Annotated in this window: 16 protein-coding genes; 8 read left to right on the forward strand and 8 right to left on the reverse strand. The window is 69.5% G+C overall.

The annotated features are described in order from the left end of the window. Positions 1-5: 5 nt before the first annotated feature. From ACQUS8_RS02885 to ACQUS8_RS02895, 3 genes are all read left to right on the forward strand, one after another. Complete coding sequence (locus tag ACQUS8_RS02885) at positions 6-2,342, forward strand: beta-glucosidase (protein WP_435096638.1); 2,337 nt, start codon at positions 6-8, stop codon at positions 2,340-2,342. Positions 2,343-2,425: 83 nt separating this feature from the next. Next, on the forward strand, positions 2,426-4,228 hold the full coding sequence (locus ACQUS8_RS02890; RefSeq protein ID WP_435096641.1) for a pentapeptide repeat-containing protein: 1,803 nt from the start codon (positions 2,426-2,428) through the stop codon (positions 4,226-4,228). A gap of 73 nt (positions 4,229-4,301) precedes the next feature. Beyond that, positions 4,302-4,496 (forward strand): cold-shock protein, encoded by a 195-nt coding sequence (locus ACQUS8_RS02895; protein WP_435096644.1) that lies wholly within the window; start codon positions 4,302-4,304, stop codon positions 4,494-4,496. A 73-nt stretch (positions 4,497-4,569) separates the two neighbouring features. On the opposite strand, the gene ACQUS8_RS02900 is transcribed toward ACQUS8_RS02895, so the two are convergent. Then, entirely contained in the window at positions 4,570-4,956 is a 387-nt protein-coding gene (locus tag ACQUS8_RS02900) for a hypothetical protein (RefSeq protein ID WP_435096647.1), read from the reverse strand. Between the two features lie 99 nt (positions 4,957-5,055). Here ACQUS8_RS02900 and ACQUS8_RS02905 point away from each other — a divergent pair, with 99 nt between their 5' ends. Then, the gene (locus ACQUS8_RS02905) at positions 5,056-5,466 is read left to right on the forward strand and encodes a hypothetical protein (protein ID WP_435096650.1); all 411 of its coding nucleotides are present in this window, start codon (positions 5,056-5,058) and stop codon (positions 5,464-5,466) included. 30 nt (positions 5,467-5,496) lie between these two features. Next, positions 5,497-5,928 (forward strand): universal stress protein, encoded by a 432-nt coding sequence (locus ACQUS8_RS02910; RefSeq protein WP_435096653.1) that lies wholly within the window; start codon positions 5,497-5,499, stop codon positions 5,926-5,928. Here the strand turns inward: ACQUS8_RS02910 and ACQUS8_RS02915 are convergent, their stop codons facing one another. The 5 genes from ACQUS8_RS02915 to ACQUS8_RS02935 all read right to left on the reverse strand — a co-directional run bounded on the left by ACQUS8_RS02915 (position 5,929) and on the right by ACQUS8_RS02935 (position 12,387). Then, complete coding sequence (locus ACQUS8_RS02915; protein ID WP_435096656.1) at positions 5,929-6,486, reverse strand: sugar O-acetyltransferase; 558 nt, start codon at positions 6,484-6,486, stop codon at positions 5,929-5,931. 110 nt (positions 6,487-6,596) lie between these two features. Continuing rightward, positions 6,597-7,031 carry a peptide-methionine (R)-S-oxide reductase MsrB gene (msrB, locus tag ACQUS8_RS02920; RefSeq protein ID WP_435096659.1) on the reverse strand — a complete coding sequence of 145 codons (435 nt, stop codon included), beginning with the start codon at positions 7,029-7,031 and terminating at the stop codon, positions 6,597-6,599. Between the two features lie 72 nt (positions 7,032-7,103). Beyond that, entirely contained in the window at positions 7,104-10,064 is a 2,961-nt protein-coding gene (locus ACQUS8_RS02925; RefSeq protein ID WP_435096662.1) for a beta strand repeat-containing protein, read from the reverse strand. 170 nt (positions 10,065-10,234) lie between these two features. Then, on the reverse strand, positions 10,235-11,644 hold the full coding sequence (locus ACQUS8_RS02930) for a hypothetical protein (RefSeq protein ID WP_435096665.1): 1,410 nt from the start codon (positions 11,642-11,644) through the stop codon (positions 10,235-10,237). Then, complete coding sequence (locus tag ACQUS8_RS02935) at positions 11,641-12,387, reverse strand: ABC transporter ATP-binding protein (protein ID WP_435096668.1); 747 nt, start codon at positions 12,385-12,387, stop codon at positions 11,641-11,643. The genes ACQUS8_RS02930 and ACQUS8_RS02935 overlap by 4 nt, the downstream gene beginning before the upstream one ends. 118 nt (positions 12,388-12,505) lie before the next feature. Between ACQUS8_RS02935 and ACQUS8_RS02940 the strand changes: the two genes are divergently transcribed. Further along, positions 12,506-12,787 (forward strand): hypothetical protein, encoded by a 282-nt coding sequence (locus ACQUS8_RS02940; RefSeq protein ID WP_435096671.1) that lies wholly within the window; start codon positions 12,506-12,508, stop codon positions 12,785-12,787. A 3-nt stretch (positions 12,788-12,790) separates the two neighbouring features. Here ACQUS8_RS02940 and ACQUS8_RS02945 read toward each other — a convergent pair whose 3' ends face one another. Further along, positions 12,791-13,447: a helix-turn-helix domain-containing protein gene (locus ACQUS8_RS02945; protein WP_435096674.1), complete on the reverse strand. Its 657-nt coding sequence runs from the start codon at positions 13,445-13,447 to the stop codon at positions 12,791-12,793. Positions 13,448-13,583: 136 nt separating this feature from the next. On the opposite strand from ACQUS8_RS02945, the gene ACQUS8_RS02950 reads away from it, so the two are divergent. Together ACQUS8_RS02950 and ACQUS8_RS02955 are read left to right on the forward strand one after the other, a co-directional pair. Continuing rightward, the gene (locus ACQUS8_RS02950; RefSeq protein WP_435096677.1) at positions 13,584-14,351 is read left to right on the forward strand and encodes an endonuclease/exonuclease/phosphatase family protein; all 768 of its coding nucleotides are present in this window, start codon (positions 13,584-13,586) and stop codon (positions 14,349-14,351) included. Between the two features lie 33 nt (positions 14,352-14,384). Beyond that, complete coding sequence (locus tag ACQUS8_RS02955) at positions 14,385-15,767, forward strand: dihydrolipoyl dehydrogenase family protein (RefSeq protein ID WP_435096680.1); 1,383 nt, start codon at positions 14,385-14,387, stop codon at positions 15,765-15,767. Here the strand turns inward: ACQUS8_RS02955 and ACQUS8_RS02960 are convergent. Further along, positions 15,745-17,403, reverse strand: a complete 1,659-nt coding sequence (locus tag ACQUS8_RS02960) for a DUF7289 family protein (protein WP_435096683.1) — start codon at positions 17,401-17,403, stop codon at positions 15,745-15,747. The genes ACQUS8_RS02955 and ACQUS8_RS02960 overlap by 23 nt on opposite strands. Between the last annotated feature and the right edge of the window lies 1 nt (position 17,404).

Consider the following 17,404-nt stretch of genomic DNA (forward strand, 5'->3'; position numbering starts at 1 on the left):
ACAGAATGGACGATTCGCGTCGTCGGTTCCTGCAGGCGACCGGTGCGCTCGGTGCCGCCGCGCTCGCCGGTGGCGCGAACGCCGCCACTGCGGAGGACTTCAAACAGTACGGTGACGGGTCGCGCCCGACGCCGCCCGAGACGAAGGTGGAGAAGATTCTGGCCCGGATGAGTGTCGAGGAGAAGATCGGCCAGATGATTCAGGCGAACGTCTCCACCGTCGACCCCAGCGACATCGAGTCGCTGTTCACGACGTACCACGTCGGGTCGTTGCTCACCGGGGCGGCGTATCCGCCGGCGCGCGACCCCACCGAACTCGCGGAGGGCATCAACAGCCTCCAGGAGTTCGCCATCGGTAAGGGGAACGGCGTCCCGTTCGTCTTCGGAATCGACAGCGTCCACGGGAACGTCACCGTCGAGGGGTCGACGGCGTTCCCGCACAACGTCGGGATGGGCGCGACCCGCGACCCCGATCTGATGGAGGCCGCCGCGAAACACACCGGCGAGTCCGCCGCCGCAATCGGCGCCCACTGGGGGTTCGCGCCGACGAGCGGCCTCGGGCGCGACCCGCGCTGGGGGCGCTATTACGAGACGCTCTCCGAAGACCCGCACCTCACGGGCGAACTCGCGAGCGCCGCCGTCCGCGGCCTCCAAGAGGGCGCGGGCGACCACGACGGGGTCGCCGCGAGCGTGAAGCACTTCGCGGCGTACACGCAACCGCAGAACGGCGACGACCGGAGTCCCGCGCGCATCCCGACGCGTGACCTCGTCCAGAACCACTTCGTCCCCCATCACATGGGAATTCAGGAGGACGCGCTCACCGTGATGGTGAACAGCGGCTCGGTGAACGGCGTGCCCGCCCACGCCTCCTCGTGGCTCCTCCAGACCGTCCTGCGCGACCAGATGGGCTTCGAGGGCGTCGCCGTCTCCGACTGGAACGACTTCCAGCGGATGGTGAACATGCACCAGTACGCCCCCGACCTCAAGACGGCGGTGAAGAAGGGCGTGAACGCCGGCGTCGACATGGCGATGCTCTCCAGCGTCGAGAACGTCGAGAAGTTCTACAACAACCTCGTGGAACTCGTCGACGAGGGCGAGGTGAAGAAGTCCCGCATCGACGAGGCGGCCCGTCGCGTGCTCGAACTGAAGGCGACGCTCGGCCTCCTCGAGGACCCCTACGTGGACGCGTCGGCGGCCACGGACACCGTCGGCGGAGCGAAGAAGGCGGCTCGCGAGGCCGTCCGCGAATCGCTCACGCTCCTGAAGAACGAGAACAGCGCGCTCCCGCTCGGTGACACGGACAGCGTCCTGCTCGCTGGGCCGAACGTCGACAACGTCCGCACGCAGTGTGGCGGGTGGACGGTCGGCTGGCAGGGCCTCCACGAGGACGACGCGACACCGTGGGCGACCACCATCGCGGACGCCGTGCGCGACCGCGCCTCCGGCATCGTCACCGTCCACGAGACCGGCTACACGTTCAACCGCTGGAGCGACGACACGTGGTCGCTCGCCGACTCGACGAAGGAGACCATCGTCCGGGACGCCAAGCGCGCCGACAAAGTGGTGCTCGCGCTCGGCGAAGGCCCCTACGCGGAAGGGTTCGGGAACACCGACCGCCTCGCGCTCCCGGACGCCCAGCGCGAACTCGTCGACGCCGTGACGAACGCCGTCAGCGACGACACGCAGGTCGTCGGCCTGCTCGTGGCTGGCCGACCGCGTGGGACGAGCGAGACGCTCGCGAAGCTCGATGGCTTCCTGATGGCCTACTACCCGGGGAGTGCCGGCGGCGGCGTCGCGGACGTCCTCTACGGCGACGCGGACCCCGGTGGCCGCCTCGCCTTCCGCTGGCCGGACGGCGTCGGCCAGGTGCCGAACTACTACAACCAGTACCATCCCGCGAAGGACAACGCGAACGCGCTCTTCGAGTTCGGCGCGGGCGAGAGCTACGCGGACTTCGAGTTCTCGAACCTCACCGTCTCGCCGTCCTCGATTCGGGACGCGCGGAAGACGGGCACCGCGACGGCCACCGTCACCGTGACGAACACGAGCGGCCGGACGGGCACGGCGCTCGCGGAAGCCTTCTACACGGAGGCCTACGGCTCGGTGAACTATCCGCGTCGCAAGCGCCTCGGCTCGACGAAGGTCGAACTCGCGGGTGGCGAGTCCAAGCGCGTCACCGTCGAGTTCCCGCTCGCCGCGCTCGCGGTCGTGCCAGGCGACATGCCGGGCGATTCCGCACCGGTCGTCGAAGCCGGCGACTTTACGGTCGAACTCGGCGGGCAAACTGCGACGCTGACGGTCGAGCGGACGGTCGAACTCGATCCGACGCCGGGCGCGCAGTGAGGGAGCGCGTGCGCCACGGGGCCGCCTAGCGCACGGTCCGCACCCGCACTTTTCCCGTCCCGCCACGTTAGTTTCACCATTGAATGGATGGTGAAAACGTCTGTGCCTACACGTACGTACCCGGGGAAGACGGCCCCGCGGAGGGAGGAGACGCCGTCGAGGAGGAGTGGTCGTGTCCGCACGACGCACACCCCGACGCCGAGCGCTGCGTCTTCCACCTCTCGCCCGCGGAGTGCGCGGCCCGCGACGTCAGCGACGCCGAGGTTCGGGACGCCTTCATCGAGGCAATCCGCGCGACCCCGGACGTCTACAACGAGTTCGTCGGCGCGCACTTCGACACCCTCGACTTGAGCGGGCGGAAACTCGAGTCCGGAAACTCCCTCCCCGTAAACCTCCGGCACGCGACGTTCGCGGGCCGTCTCCGCCTGCGGAACGCGCACGTCGTCGACGAACTCGTCCTCTCACACAGCCACCTCCACGGGCGCTTCGACTTCGCGAGCGCGCGCTTCGAGAACGACCTCACCGCCTACGACTGTACGTTCGACGGCGTCGTCAAGGCCAGCACCGCGCGCTTCGACCGGCGCGTCGTCTTCGCGCGCTCGACGTTCACCTACACCGCCGCCTTCGACAACGGCGCCGCCTTCGACGAGGACGCCGTCTTCACCGGCGCACACTTCGCGTCCAACGCCCAGTTCACCGGCGCGCACTTCGACGGCCGGGCGTTCTTCCGCGGTGCGGCCTTCCCCGACGACGCGCGCTTTCGCTCTGCCGAGTTCGTCGACGTCGCCTCCTTCGCCGACGCCGACTTCGAGGGGACCGCCGACTTCCGCTCGACGCGCTTCAATGCCGCCGTCCACTTCGGTGACGCCGACATCCACTCCGGCTACGAGTCCGCGCGCTTCGCCATCGAGCCGACGTTCGCCGACGGCGTCTCCGAGGACGCCTTCGACTGTGCGGGCGTGCGCTTCGACGCCGGCGCGGACTTCCAGGGGTTCGACTTCGACGGCCCCGCGGACTTCGACGGCGCGACGTTCGGCGACGACGTCACCCTCACCGACGTCACCTGCGGCGGCGGCTTTCGCTTCACGCCCGACTCCGTCACCGAGGACGTCCGCGTCGTCGCCGAGCGCACCCACATGGAGAACGGGACGCTCGGCCAACCCGCCGACGGGCGCGTCTTCTACGACTTCCGAGACGCCTACCTCGGCCCCGTCACCGTCACCGGCGCCGAGGGCGACGACACGCCCGCCATCGCCTACATGCGCTTCGTCACGACGACGTTCGACGAGTTCGACTTCACGGGCTTTCGCCCCTACCTCGAACCCGAGTTCGACATCCACTCCTTCGACGTCCCGACGGACATCGACCCCGTCGAGTTGAGTCCGCGCGACGAGGAGATTACGTACATGAAGGCCAAGAGTGGCGCGGACGAGGTCGGTGACGACCGCTGCATGTCCGGGTTCTTCGTCCGCGAGATGCGCGCCCGCGGGAAGCGATTCCGCGCACACGCGCGGCGCGCCGACGACCCGCTCGAGCGCACGACGAACGTCGTCCACTACGGCTACAACCGCGCGTTCGACTTCCTCTGTCGGTACGCCGAGGACCCACACCGCCTCCTCGGCGTCCTCATCGGCGTCATCGGCGTCTTCGGCCTGCTCTACTGGGCGGGGTTCGCGCTCGTCGCCGCGCCCGCGCCCTACACGGGTGCGCCAGCGCCGCTGAACTTCGTCCTGCTCTCCGGGGAGGCGTTCGTCGCGATGGTCTACCCGCCCGTCGCGTCGATGCCGACGTGGGTGTTGCGCGGCGTCGCCGTCGCCGAGAGCATCGTCGGCGCGCTGTTCATCTCGCTGTTCCTCTTCACGCTGACGCGCGCCGTCCACCGCTGACGGCCGCGCCGACCCCCGTGATAGCTCGACTCGCGGAACCCTTATCCCCGACTCGGCCCTACAATTGTTTGTAATGGCAAGCGGAAAAGTTGACTTCTTCAACGACACTGGCGGCTACGGATTTATTACGACTGACGACGCGGACGAGGACGTGTTCTTCCACATGGAGGACATCGGCGGCCCCGACCTCGAGGAGGGCGAGGAAATCGAGTTCGACATCGAGGACGCCCCCAAGGGCCCCCGCGCGACCAACGTCACGCGCGTCTAAGTCGACTCCGAGCGCGCCTCACGGCGCACGACCCGTATTTTCTTTCGCGACACCACCACCGACGAGCGACCGCTCAGTCCGGCGTGACTGCGTGCGCCCCGGCGAGTAGCAACCCGAGGAGGCCGCCGCCGAGCGCCCAGCATCCCGCGACGAGGAGCGACGCGTCCACCGCCCACCACGCGAGCACGCCCGCGAGGAGGCCGAGGGCGAGGCCGGCGAGTGTCCCGCCGGCGAGCAGCGGCGTCACCGGCTGTGCGAGGTCGGCGCTCCAGCGCGCGAGCGGGACACAGAGCGTCCCGCTCGCCACGCCCAGCACGAGGCCCAGCGCGGCGCCGAATCCGACGGCGTACGTGGCCGTCGCTCCCGAATCGAGGACGAGCGTCAGCGCGCCGACCGACACCCCGACCACCAGTCCGAGCGCGGCGCCGACGCCGAGCGACCGCGACGCGTCGAGTGACACGTCCGGGAAGGGGCACCCACGCCCGATAAAGACTCCCGAATCCTCGCGGAGTCGTGCGGGACCGGCCCGCTCTTGAACGTGGACGTCCTCGCTCCCCGCATGGGGATGCACTCACTCCCGTCCCGGCCGCTCACCATCGCGGAGGGCCGGGCGCTCCACCGCAGCGACGCCTTCCGGATGGTCGCCCCCGCGAGCGCGCACACCGCCCGCGGGCGCGACGAACGCCTCGTCTCCGCGCTCGTCCTCGTCCGCGACGGCGTCGTCCACGGCGTCGGCTTCGACCTCGCGGCCGACGAGTGGACGGTCGTCTACCGCGAGTCGTTCGAGGACATCGAGGCCGCCGAGGACTACGCTCAGGAGGCGAACGAAGCACTCCAGGAGTGGGCTGGCCACGAGGACCGCGAGTTCCAGGCCGTCGACGAGGGCGTCGAAGCCGAGGCCGGCGAGAGCGAGCGCGCCCGCGCGCTCTTCGAGCGCTACGACGCCGCCGACGACACCGACGCCGAGTAGCTTTTCCCGGCGGCGACTGAGAACTCCGATATGACGCGCTTCCTCCTCGCCACCGACTCGGTGCACACGACCGCAGCCGCCTGCGACTATCTCAGCGACCGACTCACGAGCGACGACGTGGTCCGCGTCGTCGCCGTCTCCGAAGACGGCTCGCGGGACGTTCACGAATCGCCGAGCGATTCGTTCGCCACCCAGAACACTCCGCGTTCTGGTGATGCCGGTGACGCGGTGAACGTCGCGGCGGCGCGCCTCGCGGTCCCGGACGTCGAGACGGCCGTGCGCGACGGCGACCCGCTCGAAGAACTCCGCGACGAACTCGACACCGGCGACGTCGACGAACTCGTTCTCGGCGCACACCATCCCGGCTCGGGCGCCGAAGGCGGCCTCGGAAGCACCGCCGCCGGCCTCGTCGGTCACGTCGAGGTGCCCTGCGTCGTGTTGCCGCCGGTCGGCCTCGAATAGCTAGTCGAGTTCCTTCACGACCCGCGCGGGGGTGCCCTGCACGACGACGTTCTCAGGCACGTCCTCGGTGACGACGGCGCCCGACCCGACAACGGCGTCGTCGCCAATCGTCACCCCGGGGTTCACGACGGCGCGCCCGCCGAGCCAGACGCGGTCGCCGATATCCACCGGCTTCCCGTACTCGGTTCCCGAGACGCGCTCGGCGGCGTCCAGCGGGTGCGTCGCCGTGTAGATGTGGACACCCGGCGCGAGCATACAGTCGTCGCCGAACTCCACTCGGCAGACGTCGAGAATCACGCAGTCGAAGTTCGCGTAGAAGTCCCGCCCGACGTGAATCTGCTCGCCGTAGTCACAGCGGAACGGCGCCTCGACGTGCGCCCCTTCGCCGACCGACCCGAACAGCTCTTCGAGGATTCGCCGTCGCTCGTCGTCCGCGTTCGGCCCGGCGTCGTTGTAGCGCGCCGTCAACTCGCGGGCGCGCTCGCGCGCCGCCACGAGTTCGGGGTCGCTCGGGTCGTAGCGCCCCCCGCGCAGCATCTTCTCCTTCTCGCTCGCCATACCCACCAGTCCCGCGCCCGCCGGATAGGCGTTTCCGACGGTTGGGGTGGGTGTCGGCGAGCGCCTCGCGTCGCTCAGCGCTCGACTAGTGGCGACGCCTTCGTTCACCCTCAGTTGTCGCCGTCCTCCTCGAAGTCGAGCGCACACGAGTTGATGCAGAAGCGCTTGCCCGTCTCCGTGGGGCCGTCCTCGAAGACGTGCCCGAGGTGGCCGCCACACGCCGCGCAGACGACTTCGGTCCGGACCATCCCGTGGCTCGTGTCCGTCCGGAGTTCGACGCTTCCCTCGATGGCGTCGTCGAAACTCGGCCATCCCGACCCCTCGGAGTCGAATTTCGTCTCCGAGTCGAAGAGCGGTGCGTCACAGCCCGCACAGCGGTAGACGCCGTCGTCGTCCTTCCCGATGAAATCGCCGGTGAACTTCGCCTCGGTGCCCTGCTCGCGGAGGACGCGATACTCCTCCTCGCTCAGCACCTCGCGCCACTCCTCGTCAGTCTCCGGCAGGTCGTGTCGCTCGCCGTCGCGTTCGCTCGCGTGCTCGCTCATACACGAGTGGAGGGTCTACGCGGGCATAGGCGTGGCGACGCGCGAAAAAAGAGAGCGAAACTGCGGGACGCGTCAGGTGCGCGCCTGCTGGTAGAGCGAGACGACGTCCGCGAAGTCCGTCTGCCCGTTGTCGTTGTAGTCGAAGGCCTTCGGGTGCTCGTGGACGGCGTCGTTGCCCATACTCTGGAAGAGGGCGTTCACGTCGCTGAACGTGAGCGTGCCGTCGCCGTCGACGTCCTCGTAGGCGGCGTCGCCGTCGAGGTTCGTCGGCGCGTTGCCGGCGACGGTGGGCGCGCTCGTGACGGCGACGTCGTCGCCGAGCGTCACGAGTTCAGTAATCTGCGACCCGCTCTCGTTCTGGACGCGGACGCCGGTGAGCGAGACGTGCCCGCTCCCGTTCGCCGCGCCGTTCACGCCGATGGTCGCGAGCGTGACGTCGCTGTCACCGGACTGGACGTCCGTCCCGACGTCGGACATCGAGAGGGTGAGCGTCGAGCCGTTGTCGGTGACGTTCACGGACGTGAAGGACATGTTCTCGGTGCCGCCCGTGACGAACTGCGTGGCGTTCTCGTCGAACGTCACCGTGCCGTTCTCCGCGTGGAGGCGGACGGTGAGTCCGGAGAGGCCGTTCGGCGCGCGCTCAAGCGTGAGGTTCATCGTGCCGTTGCCGTCGACGGCGACGTTGCCGGCACCCTCACCGGGGAACGAGGCGTTCAGGTAGACTGGCGGGATGCCGTCGTCCACCGTCACGTTCAGCGTGTCGCTCCCGTAGGTGGTCGTCGCATTGGCGGCCTTCGAGGCGGTGAGCGTGTAGGTCCGCTCGTGGGCGAGCGCGATGGCGACCTCGCCGCTCGCGTTCGTCGTGTAGGCGGCGTTCGTCGAGGCGACGGAGACGGTGGCGTTCGGCACGCGCTTGCCGTCGTTCGCCGTCACGACCTTGTACGCGACGGACTCGTTCGGCGCGGGCGTCGCGTCGGGTATCTTCGAGAGCTTCAGCCCGACGTCCTCCTTCGTCGCCGTGACGTTCATCGTCGCGTTCGTGTACTCGGTGGTGAGCGTCGTCTCGTTCGACGCGACGAGCGTGTAGTTCCCGGCCGACGGGAGGGTGACGGTCACCGACCCGTCGGCGTCCGTCACGTAGGTTTCGTTCGCGACGGTGACGGTGGCGTTCGCGAGGCCGTTCCCGGAGTTCCCGTTCTTCACGCGGAACTCGGTGGGCGTCGCGGGCCGGAGCGTGGAGTCCGGCACCTTCGTGAGCGTCAGCGGAATCGTCTTGCGCTCGACGTCGACGTCGAGTTCGTCGCCGAGGAAGGCGTGCGTCCGGTTGTCCGCCGGGTTCACCGTGAGCGTGTGGGTGCCCTCGGCGGTGAAGTTGATGGTGACCTGGCCGGCCGAATCGGTGACGTATGTCTCGTTCGTCGCTGCGTCCGTGACGTTGTAGCCGGCGCCGACGGCGTTCCCGTTACTGTTCTTCACGGTGAACGCGACGTCGTGGCCGGGCCGGACCGGCGAGGAGTCCGGCACCTTCGTGAGTTTCAGGTCGGTGGTGTACTTCTCGACTTCGAGGGTCTTCGAGTCGTTCTCGTAGGCGAGGCCGTCGTGGGTCTCCATCGCGGCGACGACGGTGTGGGTGCCCGCCTCAGAGAACGTGTAGGAGCCGACGGCGTTGTCGTTCAGCGGGACGCGCTCGTCGTCCACGTAGAGCGTGGCGTTCGGCGCGGGGTTCGACGAGCTCGTGTTCTTCACCTGGAACTGGACGGTTTCACCCGGGCGGTACGGCGTCGACCCGGACGTGACGGCGACTTTCAGCGGGATGACCTTCGAGGCGACTGTCACCGTCGTCTGCGCGTCTACGTACGACGTCGTCGAGGTGTTCTCCTTCGTCGCGCTCACGTCGAACGTCCCGGACTGAAGGTAGGTGTAGGACACCTGCCCCTGCGGTCCGGTCGTCCCGAACTTGTCGGGACTGAAGCGGACGGTGGCGTTCGGGACGGGCTCGCTGTCGGCGTTCGTGACGGTGAACGTCACGGTCTCGCCGGGCGTGAGGTCCGACGAGGGCGTGTAGGCGATGCCGAGGTCGACGATGGACGTGGCCTCGGCGACGCTCACCGTGGTCTGCGCGCTCGTGTAGGAGACCGACTCCGTGTCGGTCTTCGAGGCGGTGACGGTGTAGTCGCCGGCCGCTTCGAAGGCGTAGGTGGCGGTGCCGTTCGCGTCAGTCGTCAGCGTGGTGTTCGCGACGGCGACCGTCGCGTTCTCCACGGCGCTGCCGTTGGCGGTGACGATGAACGTCACGGTCTCGCCGACCGTCGCGTCGGCCGGGGTCGCGCTGACGTTCAGGTCGACCTGCGTCGTGGTGTCGGCCGCGGACTCGACGGTGACGGTGGTCGAGTCGTTCGCGTACGTCGTGTCGTTCGTACTCTGCTTCGAGGCGGTGGCGACGTAGTCACCGGCCGTCGCGAAGGCGTGGGTGGCGGTGCCGTTCGCGTCGGTGGTCAGCGTGGTGTTCGCGACTGCGACGGTGGCGTCCGGGACTGGGGTCCCGTTCGCGGTGACGGTGAAGGTGACGTTCTCACCGACCGTCGCGTTGGACGGCGTCGCGCTCAGGTCGAGCGCCACCTGCGTCGTGGCGTCGCTCGCTGACTCGACGGTGACGGTGGTCGAGTCGTTCGCGTACGTCGTGTTGGTCGTGCTCTGCTTCGAGGCAGTCGCGGTATACGTGCCGGCCGAGGCGAACGAGTAGGTGGCGGTGCCGTTCGCGTCGGTGGTCAGCGTGGTGTTCGCGACTGCGACGGTGGCGTCGGAAACGGCGCTCCCGCTCGCGTTCGTCACGGTGAACGTGACGTCGTCCCCGACCGTCGCGTTGGACGGTGACGCCGTGATGGAGAGTGCCACCTGCGTCGTGTTGGTGGCTGTCTCCTGCACGGCGGGGGTACTCGACCCCGGCGCGACGGCGGCCGCCCCGGCGGACGGGGCGACGGCACCGAGGACGAAGAGGGCGGTCACGGCCGCTACGGCTGTCGGTCTGGACATACTGCGGGCGACACTCCGCTCGGCTTCCTGTTACATATTTTGGCCGATATGAAACTACATCGAGCTGACTGGTACAGAGAATAATTTGTTGAAACACCATTCTACGAAACTGTTAGCGACCGTAGACACCAATTACACATGTCTAAATGTCGAGTATTGTTTCCGAAATGCTACTCTCGGAGGCGTTCACGCCACCGCGGCACCGCCCGTCGGTAGAGGCCGACACCCGTGACGCCGAGGGCGACGCCGACGAGCGCGAGACCGAGCGCCGGGAGGGGCGTGAGTGGCGCGGCGACGAAGCCGACGACGAGGACGGGGACGAGCGGGACGACGATGGCGAGCGTGAACGTCGCGAACAGCACGGTGTCGAAGAGGAATTCGTTCGGCCGGAAGCCCGCGAGCGCCACCGTCAGCCCGAAGAGGTAGCCCTGCAGGCCGACGAGGAGCGCGAGTCCGCAGAGCGCATCGAGGAGCGCGGCGTCCTGCCAGACGACGGCGCCGACGTAGAAGGCGACGCCGACGGGCAGGCCGAGGACGGCGAACGCCCGGGCCTTCGCGCGGAAGATTTCGCCGGCGTCGATGGGGAACTGCGCGTAGGTGTCGAGGCTGTCGAACTGCGTCAACCAGTTGTAAGTGGTGAACGCCGTCAGCCCGAGTATCGACCCGAACGCGACGCCCGGGAGGACCGGCAGGTCGACGAGCCCCGTCGCGAGGTCCACGAGGAACGCGCTCACGACGAAGAGGACGCCCGCGGAGAAGAACACCTTCCAGTAGCCGCCGGCGGAGCGCTCGACGTCCAGCATCGTCTTCACGAAGACCGGGTCGTCCCATGCCGGCACCCGGCGACGCCACGCGCGGAACTCGTTCTCGACGGTCCGTGCGGGCGGTTCGTACTCGGAGTCGTAGGTGACGGCGGCGACGCCGGCGAGGAGGAGCGGCGGGAAGAGCGCGAGCACGACGGAGCGGAGGCCGGGCGCGAGGAACACCGCGTAGGGCGTCGCCTCCACCACCGGATAGCCGCCGAGGAAGGCCGCGACGAGGAGGGCGACACCGGCGAGCGCCAGCACCGTCCCCGGCCGGCCGCGCGTCGTCAACGCCACGCCCGCGAGCGTCCCGAGGAGGCCGAGGACGAACGTCCACGCGAGCGTCACCCAGAGGAGCGGGAGCGCGGCGAGCGAGAGCAACGGCGCGAACGCCACCGTGATGGGCACCAGAAACAGTATCGCGTAGTAGACGGCGTCCTTCACGAGGAACGCGCCGAGGAGCAGGCGCTCGCTCACCGGGAGCGTGTGCGCGCTGAAGACGACGAGCGTCACGTCGCCGAGGAGGTCCTCCATCGCGTCCTGCCCGAGCAGGCCCACGGTGCCCGTCTGGAGGCCGAACAGCAGGACGAGGACGTGGACGCCCCCGACCACCGTCGCGACGTCGGTGTCCGTCGTCCCGAGCGCCCACGTCGTCAGGCCGCCCACGAGCGCGAGGAAGACGGGGAACGCCGCGAAGCGCCGCCCACCGAAGAGTTCGGTGTGCAGTCGCCACTCCTCGCGGAACATCGCCGCGAGCACCGTCCGCGCCGTGCTCATCGGCCCGACTCACCCGCCGCGACGCCCTCGTCGTGTCCGACCTCCCGGAGGAAGACGTCGAGCAGGCGCTCGCCCTCCGCGAGGTCGGCGGGCCGGCGCGTCGTCACGAGGTCCCCCTCGCTGACGATGCCGACGCGGTCGCAGAGCTCCGCGGCGACGTCGATGTCGTGCGTCGAGAGGAACACCGTGTTGCCGTCGTCCCGGTAGGACTCGAGGAAGCGCTTCAGCGACTCCTGCACGATGGGGTCGAGGTTGACGAGCGGTTCGTCGATGAAGACGAGGTCGGGCTCGTGGAGGAACGCCCCCGTAATCATCACCTTCTGCTGTTGGCCCCGTGAGAGGTCGGTGTTCAGCGTGTCGAGTTTCTCCCGGTAGGAGAGCCGTTCCGCCCACGTCTTCACGCGCTTCGCGACGACGGACTCGTCGAGGTCCCGAACGGTCGCGACGAAGTCGAAGTACTCGCGCGGCGTCATGAAGCTCGGTGGCGACTCCTGCTCGGGGAGGATGCCGATGCGTTCGCGCACCTCGACGGGCTCCGCCACCGGGTCCACGCCGAGCACGGACGCCGACCCCGAGTCCGGCCGGAGCTGGCCGGTGAGAATGCGGATTGTCGTGCTCTTCCCCGCGCCGTTCGGTCCGAGCAACCCGAAGAGTTCGCCCTCCGACACCGCCAGCGTCAGCCCCGCGAGCGCCGTCAGGTCGCCGTAGGACTTCCGGAGGTCCTCGGTCTCTATCGCGTTCACGTCCCGCGGTTCGCGCGCCGCCGCCAAATAGCCCGGCGTCGGGACGCGCGCCGTGTCGCCGGAGTGCCGCCGGACTGTGCCACCCGGGTTTTTGTCCGCCGCGCGCGCAGGACGGGGTATGTCGATTCCCGGACCGCTCGCGGTCGGCCGTCGCCTCTCCGGCACCCTCCTCCGACGGCCACACGCCGCGCTGCGCCCCTACCTCAACGAGTCGTACTCCGAGGACCCGACGCTCTTCGAGGAGGCAATGACGATTACGAGCGGCGTCGGGTCGTTCGCCGTCGTCGCGCTCGCCGCCCTCGTGACGCTCGCGCTCACGCTCGCCTACGCGCTCGTCTATCCCGTGCTCGTCGGCGTCGCCCGCCTCGTCGCGGGGCTCCGCGCGCGCCTCGGGCGCTGAGACTCAGTCGCGGTCGGCGTCTTCGACGGCGTCCGCGGCGAGCGTCGCCATCGCGCGCCGGATGCGCTCGGAGGCCGCCTGCCGGGAGACGCCGAGTTCCGCCGCGACCTCAGAGAGCGTCGCACCCCGTGGCACGCCGAAGTAGCCCGCCTCCAGCGCCGTTTCGACCGTCTCGTACTGTTTCTCCGTCAGTCCGTGCTCGTCGCCGTCCGCCTTCCGCTCCGAGTAGAGCCGCCGGACGGTGACGTCGACGCCGCGGTCGACGAGGCGTTCGCGGAACGTCACCAGCGCCTCCCGGTCGGGGAAGCGGATGCGCGTCTCGATGCCCTCGACGGTCGCCTGCACGTCAAGGCGCGCAGCGCCGACGTTCACCGTCTCGCGGTAGAGGACGACCGGCGCGCCCTCGGCGACGGTGACGCGGTAGAGGCGGCGCTCGCCGAGGTCTTCGAGCCGTTCGACGGCGCCGACCGCGCGGTCCTCGTCCGCGGCCGCCTCGAAGGCATCAAGGTCGCCGCCGCTCGCCCACATGAACAGCGCGGGACGGTTCGGGTCGCCCGCCATCGCGGACTCCACCTCCAGCGTCGTCTCCGGCGACGCCTCCAGCGCGGTCACGAGCGGGAGCTCGCGACTCGAGACGCGGAGTTCCGCGATGAGTGTCATCGGCCGTGCTTATCAGCGGACGACCAAGAGTTCGACGCTTGACACCGACTTTGTCGAGCGGTTACATGTGATTCCTGATATCACGCGGCCCCCGTCGCGCCGTCTATTTAGGGGTCGGCGGCGAACCCACTCACAGATGGACCCCGTTCGCGTCATGACGTACAACGTCCGCGTCGACACGCCCGAGGACGGTGCGAACGTCTGGCGCCACCGTCGTGACGCGGTCGCGTCGACCGTCCGCTACCACGCCCCCGACGTGCTCGGCCTGCAGGAGCCGCTCGCGGCCCAACTCGAGGACCTCCGCGAGCGCCTGCCGGCGTACCGCTTCGTCGGTCAGTCGCGCGCCAGCGCCGAGGCCGCCGGCGAGTACGTCCCTATCGGCTATCGCCCCGAGCGCTTCGAGTTGCGCAACCACGACACCTTCTGGCTCTCCGAGACGCCCGACATCGAGGGGAGCGTCGGCTGGGACGCCACCCACCCACGGGTCTGCACGCGCGCCACCCTCCGCGAGCGCGCGAGCGGCGAGGTCGTCGTCGTCTTCTGCGTCCACCTCGACCACAAGGGCCGAACCGCCCGGCGCAACGGCGCGGAACTCGTGCGCGAACGCGCCGTCGGCGTCCCGAACGGCCGCGTCGTCGTCCTCGGCGACTTCAACTGCGAGGCCGGCGACCCGCCCTACGAGCGGCTCACGTCCTCCTTCCGGGACGCCCGCGCGTGCGCCACCCACGACCACGGCCCGAACACCTCGCGCACCGACTTCCGCAGCCTCATCGCCGACTGGACCATCGACCACGTCTTCGTCGACGACGCGTGGACCGTTAAGGGGCGGGCCGCCTGCAGCGACCAGTACGACGACGGGCGCTACCCCTCCGACCACCTCCCCGTCGTCGTCGACCTGGCCTAAGCTATACCCGCGCGGCGCGTGAGGGAGTCGGGTATGCAGGAGTTCGACCTCGTCGTCATCGGCTCCGGGTCGGGGCTCGACGTCGCCGCCGTCGCCGCCCAGCAGGGCAAGGATGTCGCCGTCGTCGAGGACGGCCCCGTCGGCGGCACGTGTCTCAACCGCGGGTGTATCCCCTCGAAGATGCTCGTCCACCGCGCCGACGTCAAGGAGACGGTCGAGTCGGCCGACGAGTTCGGCATCGACGCGCGCGTCCACGACGTCGACTTCTCGGGGATGGTCTCGGAGGTGAGCGGCCACGTCGACGCCGACAGCGACTCCATCCGGCGCGGCCTCGAATCCTCGCCCCAGCACACGCTCTTCGAGGAGACCGGGCGGTTCGTCGACGAGCGCACCCTCGAGGTCGGTGACGCGACGATTCGCGGCGAGAAAGTCGTCGTCGCCGCCGGCACCCGGCCCGTGATACCGGACGTCGAGGGCATCGACACCGTCGACTACTGGACGAGCGACGACGCGCTCCGCGCCACCGACCCGCCCGAGCACCTCGTGATTCTCGGCGGCGGCTACGTCGCCGCCGAACTCGCACACTACTTCGGGACGTTCGGGAGCGACGTCAGCATCGTCGGCCGCCGCGACGTCCTCCTCCCAGACGAGGACCGCGAGGTCGCCGAGCACTTCACCGAGCGGTACCGCGAGCGCTTCGACGTCCACACCGGCTACGAGGCGACGCGCGTTAGCGACGAGGACGGCGGCGTCACTCTCCACGCCGAGCGTGTCGACGGCGAGGACGCGATTGACGTCGCAGGCACGCGCCTGCTCGTCGCCGCCGGCCGCACCCCGAACGCCGACCGGCTGAACGTCGAGACCGCCGGCATCGAGACCACCGAGGACGGCTACGTCGCGACGAACCGCTACCTCGAGACGAGCGCCGAGAACGTCTGGGCGCTCGGCGACGTCGTCGGGCGCTTCCTCTACAAGCACGCCGCGAACCACGAGGCGAGCACCGTCATCACGAACGCCCTGCGAGACGCCCGCGAACCAATCGACTACACCGGAATGCCCCACGCCGTCTTCGCCTCCCCGCAGGTCGCCGGCGTCGGCCACACCGAGGCCGAACTCCGCGCCGAGGGCCACGACTACCGCCTGCGTCGCTACGACTTCGCCGACACCGCGATGGGGCTCGCGATGGGCGACCCACCCGGGTTCGTGAAGGTGCTCGCCGCGCCCGACGGCGAAATCCTCGGCACACACATCGTCGGCCCACGCGCCTCCCAACTCGTCCACGAAGTCTGCGTCGCGATGCGCTCGGGCACCGGCACCGTCGCCGACATCCGCGACACCGTCCACGTCCATCCCGCGCTCAACGAAGTCGTCCAGCGGGCGTTCGGCGGCCGATTCAGCCAGCCTGAGCGGCGGTGACGTTCAGACGCTCGACGGAGACGTGGAGGTAGGAGATGGTCGAGGGCGGGTCCTCGACGGCGCTCGTCGTGTCCGGGAGCGCCGCGCCGACGGCGTGGTCGTAGTGGACGTGCGCGCCGTTCGCCAACCGGCGGACGTTCCCGACGAGCGCGCCGTAGACGTGGACGCCGCTCTGGACGGTGATGTTCGCGCCCGCCCGGTCGCCGCCGCCCGGCCCGTAGACGACGCCCGTGAAGTGGACGCCGTTGTGGAACGTCACATCACTCGAGGGCAGCGGGTAGAGCCAGAACCGCGTCCCGTCGTCGCCCGGTGCCGCGATTCGCCCGCCGCCCGTGACGTCCGCGTCCCCCGTCACGTAGACGTTCGCTCGCCCCGGCCCGGTGACGTTCAGTTTCGCGCCGTTCGCCACGTAGAAATCGCCGTCGACGACGAGCGTCACGTCCCCGTCCGTCGTGTTCAACGCGACGTCGTGCCAGTCCGGGTTGAATCCCGTGAGGTAGTAGGTGCCCGCCGGGATCGTACACTGCTGGCCCGTGCAGTTCAGCGACGTGCCGTCGACGACGCTCACCTCGCCGTTGTCGTTCGTCGCCTTCGCTCGCTCGACAACCTGTCGAACCGCGCCCGCCGTGCTCGCCGGTCGGAGCGGCGTCGCGTCCGACGAGAGCGACCCCACCGACCCGCCGCCGGAGACGGACGGCCGCGCGCCGCCGTAGTGGACCGTGCCGGTCACCGACGAGCCGCCGGTGATCGTCGCCGACCCGCCGACGGTGAGGTCACCACGGAGGTGGCCGCCGTTCGAGAGTTCGATGTTCCCGACTACCGAGACGCGCCCCGTGTCGTTCTTCGTCGCCGTATAGTCGCCGCTACGGGAGTCGTAACCGTCGATATCCGCGCCGCCGCGCAACGTCGTTCCCGCCGCACCCGAGATGACGCCCGCGTCGACCGGCGTCCGCGGCGGCGGGTTCGTCAGCGTCAGCGTCGTCGCGTTCCGTGCGTCGTCCACCGTCACCGCGCCCGCCGTGCGCTCGCGGAAGAACGTCGCCCACCCGCGATAGTACGGACCCGTGACCGTGACGTTCACTCGCATCCCGGTGAGGGGATTCGAGACGTTCCCCGCCGGGAAGACAGGCGTTGACCCGCCGTGACGGCGGACGAGGAGACTACTCCCAGTGGCGTCCCCGCCCACCGTCACGATGGGAAGCGTCAGCGTCCCCTCGTTGTAGTGGACTTCGGGCGGCGAGACGACCCGCCCGTCCCGCCAGACGCCCCCGCCCTGATAGGCGACCGTGCGCGCGCCGCGCGAGAAGACGACGGCGCCGAGGCGTTTCTCGACGAGCGGCGACGACGCCCCCGTCGAGAGGTTCGTCACCGTCACCGAGAGTGTCCCGGCGTCCGAGACGCGCACGTCAGACCCGCCGAGGGAGACGCGGCTCGCACTCGAGGACCCAAGCGCCACCTCGCTCGCCGCTGAATCGAACTGCGAGAGGGCATTCCCCGCCTGCTCGACGGCGACCGCGTCCGTCGACTGCGAAATCGCCCCGTAACCGAGGACCACCGCCGCCCCGACCACGACGAGCGTGAACCCGAGGAGGAGTGCGACGCTTACGACCGACGACTGTCCCCGGGACCGACTCATA

The sequence above is a fragment of the Halarchaeum sp. P4 genome, from assembly GCF_051195175.1.
In the GTDB taxonomy this organism is placed as follows: Archaea; Halobacteriota; Halobacteria; order Halobacteriales; family Halobacteriaceae; genus Halarchaeum.